Origin of the sequence: Lamprobacter modestohalophilus, assembly GCF_016583905.1 — a bacterium.
In the GTDB taxonomy this organism is placed as follows: Bacteria; Pseudomonadota; Gammaproteobacteria; order Chromatiales; family Chromatiaceae; genus Lamprobacter; species Lamprobacter modestohalophilus.
Genome location: NZ_NRRY01000133.1, coordinates 1 through 2,836 on the forward strand (window position 1 = coordinate 1; position 2,836 = coordinate 2,836).

Sequence of the window (2,836 nt, forward strand, 5' to 3'; positions counted from 1 at the left end):
GTGCTGGTGATTTTGATGCAGCAGGGGCGGCTGCCGCTGAATCCGGACGGCATCGCGGGCATGAGCTGGGATCTGGCGCTGCATACCACGGCGTCCTTCATCACCAATACCAACCAGCAGCACTACTCGGGGCAGGCGCAGCTGTCCTATTTCGCCCATCTGGTCGCCATCGTCAGTCTGCAGGTGATCACGCCGGCCGCAGGCGTCGCGGCGCTTGTCGCCATCCTGCGCACGGCCTTCGCGCGGCGTGAGGAGACCCCGACGACTGCGGACGGGGCGATATCCGTCGGTAACTTCCATGCCGATCTGGTCCGCGCCATTGTCCGGCTGATGCTGCCGGTAGCCTTCATCACCGCGCTGCTGCTCGCCTGGCAGGGGGTGCCCAACACGCTTGAAGGCGCCCAGACCGCCACCCCGCTCGATCCCAGCGCGGAGCTTGCCGAGCAGCGTATCCCGGTCGGCCCGGTGGCGCCCATGGTCGCGATCAAGCAGGTGGGCACCAACGGCGGCGGCTGGTATGGGCCGAACAGCTCCGTGCCGCTGGAGAACCCGACGCCGGTGTCCAATGTCGTCGAGACCGTCGCCATCGTGTTGATCCCGATGGCCTTGGTGTTCATGGCCGGTTATCTGACGGGCCGGCGTCGTCTGACGCTCCTGGTGATGGGCGTGATGCTGTCGATGTCGGTGGTCCTGACGGGCATCAACATTTGGTCGGAGAACCAACCCAACGCCTCCTTTGCCGGCCTCGCGGCCGAGGGTCCGAATTTGGAGGGCAAGGAGGTGCGCTTCGGCGCGACGGCCACGGCGCTTTGGGGCAGCTTCACCACCCAGACCTCCAATGGCTCGGTGAACGGCATGCACGATTCGTTCAATCCGCTGGGCGGCGCCGCGACGCTGATGGATATGTTCATCAACGCCACCTTCGGCGGGGTCGGCGTGGGGCTGATCAACTTCCTGCTGTTCCTGCTGCTCGCGGTCTTTCTCGGCAGCCTGATGGTAGGTCGCTCACCAGAGGTCTATGGCCGCGCGCTGGAGGCCAAGGAGATCAAACTGATCTGCATCGCGCTGCTGATTCAGCCGCTGCTGATCCTCGGACTGACCGCCACGGCGGTGGCGATTCCGGGCCTGGCGCAGAACTCCAACCCAGGGTTCCATGGCCTGAGCCAGGTGCTCTACGAATACACCTCCGCCTTCGCTAACAACGGTTCCGGCTTCGAGGGGTTGGGCGACGATACGCCCTGGTGGAACATCAGTTGCGCCGTGGCGCTGATCCTCGGGCGGTTTATTCCCATCCTGGCACCGCTGGCGTTGGCCGCCCACCTAGCGGGCAAGCGCGTCGCGCCCACCACCTCGGGCAGCCTGGCCGTGGAGACGCCCACCTTCGCCGTGCTGACCCTGGGGGTGATTCTGATGTTCGCCCTGCTCAGCTTCTTCCCGGTCCTGGCCCTCGGCCCGTTCGCCGAGTTCCTGTCGTTGGCGAACTGATGCCTTGGAGAACACATCATGAAACAACAACGCAAGGCATCGAAACTTCTGACGACCGAGACCCTGGCCCGCTTGGCGGTTGAGTCGCTGCGGCGGCTCGACCCGCGCTGGCTGGCGCGCAATCCGGTGATGTTCGTGGTCGGGGTCGGCACCCTGGTGACCCTGTGGCTGACGGGCGACGCGCTGCTGGCCGGTCGTCCCTGGGGCTTCGATCTGGCGATCAGCCTCGTGCTGCTGTTCACCCTGCTCTTTGCCAATGCCGCCGAGGCCCTGGCGGAGGCGCGGGGCCGGGCACAAGCGGAGAGCCTGCGCTCCACTCGAGAGCAGCTCGTGGCCCGGCGTGTGCGGGGGAAGGGGTTCGGGAATGGCTCTGGCCAGGGCGACGATGAGGAGCAGGTGCCGGCCACGGCCCTGCGTCGCGGCGACTGGGTGCGGGTGCTGGCGGGAGAGCTGATTCCCGCCGACGGTGAGATCGTCGAAGGGGCCGCCAGCATCAACGAGTCGGCGGTCACCGGCGAATCGGCGCCGGTGCTGCGCGAGGCCGGTACCGACAACAGCGGCGTCAGCGCCGGCACCAAGCTGCTGACCGACAGCATCCTGGTCGAAGTGACGGTGGAGTCGGGCCAGTCACTGCTCGATCGCATGATCGCGCTGGTGGAGAGCGCCAAGCGGCAGAAGACGCCCAACGAGATCGCGCTCACGGTGCTGCTGGCCGCGCTCACCATGGTGTTCCTGATCGTGGTGGCGACCCTGGTGCCTTTTGCCCTGTTCGTCGGTGGCGAGGTCTCGGTGCCGGTCTTGGTCGCGCTGCTGGTCTGCCTGATCCCCACCACCATCGGCGGGCTGCTGCCGGCCATCGGCATCGCCGGCATGGATCGGGCCATGCGCGCCAACCTGGTCGCCAAGTCGGGCAAGGCGGTGGAGGTGGCCGGCAACATCGACACCCTGCTGCTGGACAAGACCGGCACCATCACCCACGGCGACCGCCAGGCCAGCGACTTCCTGCCGCTGACCAAGGTCGCGCCGGAGCGGCTGCGGGATGCGGCCATGCTCGCCTCGCTGGCCGACCCCACGCCGGAGGGCAAATCCATCGTCGCGCTGGCGCGAGATCGCGGCGCGACGGTCGCGGCCGACCCCGAGGCGCGCGTCCTGGCGTTTTCCGCCAAGACCCGCCTCTCCGGCATCGACCAGCCCGACGGCCGGCGTATCCGCAAGGGTGCGCCGGATGCCATCCGCCGCTTCGTCACCGAGAACGGTGGCGCCTATCCCGACGAGACCACCGCGCTGGTGGAGCGCGTGGCGCGAGGCGGCGCGACGCCGTTGGTGGTCGCGGAGGACGACCGGGTGCTCG

Annotated in this window: 2 protein-coding genes; both read left to right on the forward strand. The window is 67.8% G+C overall.

Translation table 11 applies throughout. The features are described 5' to 3' along the window. Positions 1-1,485 (forward strand): potassium-transporting ATPase subunit KdpA (kdpA, locus tag CKO42_RS26265; protein ID WP_200252340.1); only part of this gene is annotated, 1,485 nt, incomplete at its 5' end. 18 nt (positions 1,486-1,503) lie between these two features. Beyond that, positions 1,504-2,836 (forward strand): potassium-transporting ATPase subunit KdpB (gene kdpB / locus CKO42_RS26270; RefSeq protein ID WP_200252343.1); only part of this gene is annotated, 1,333 nt, incomplete at its 3' end.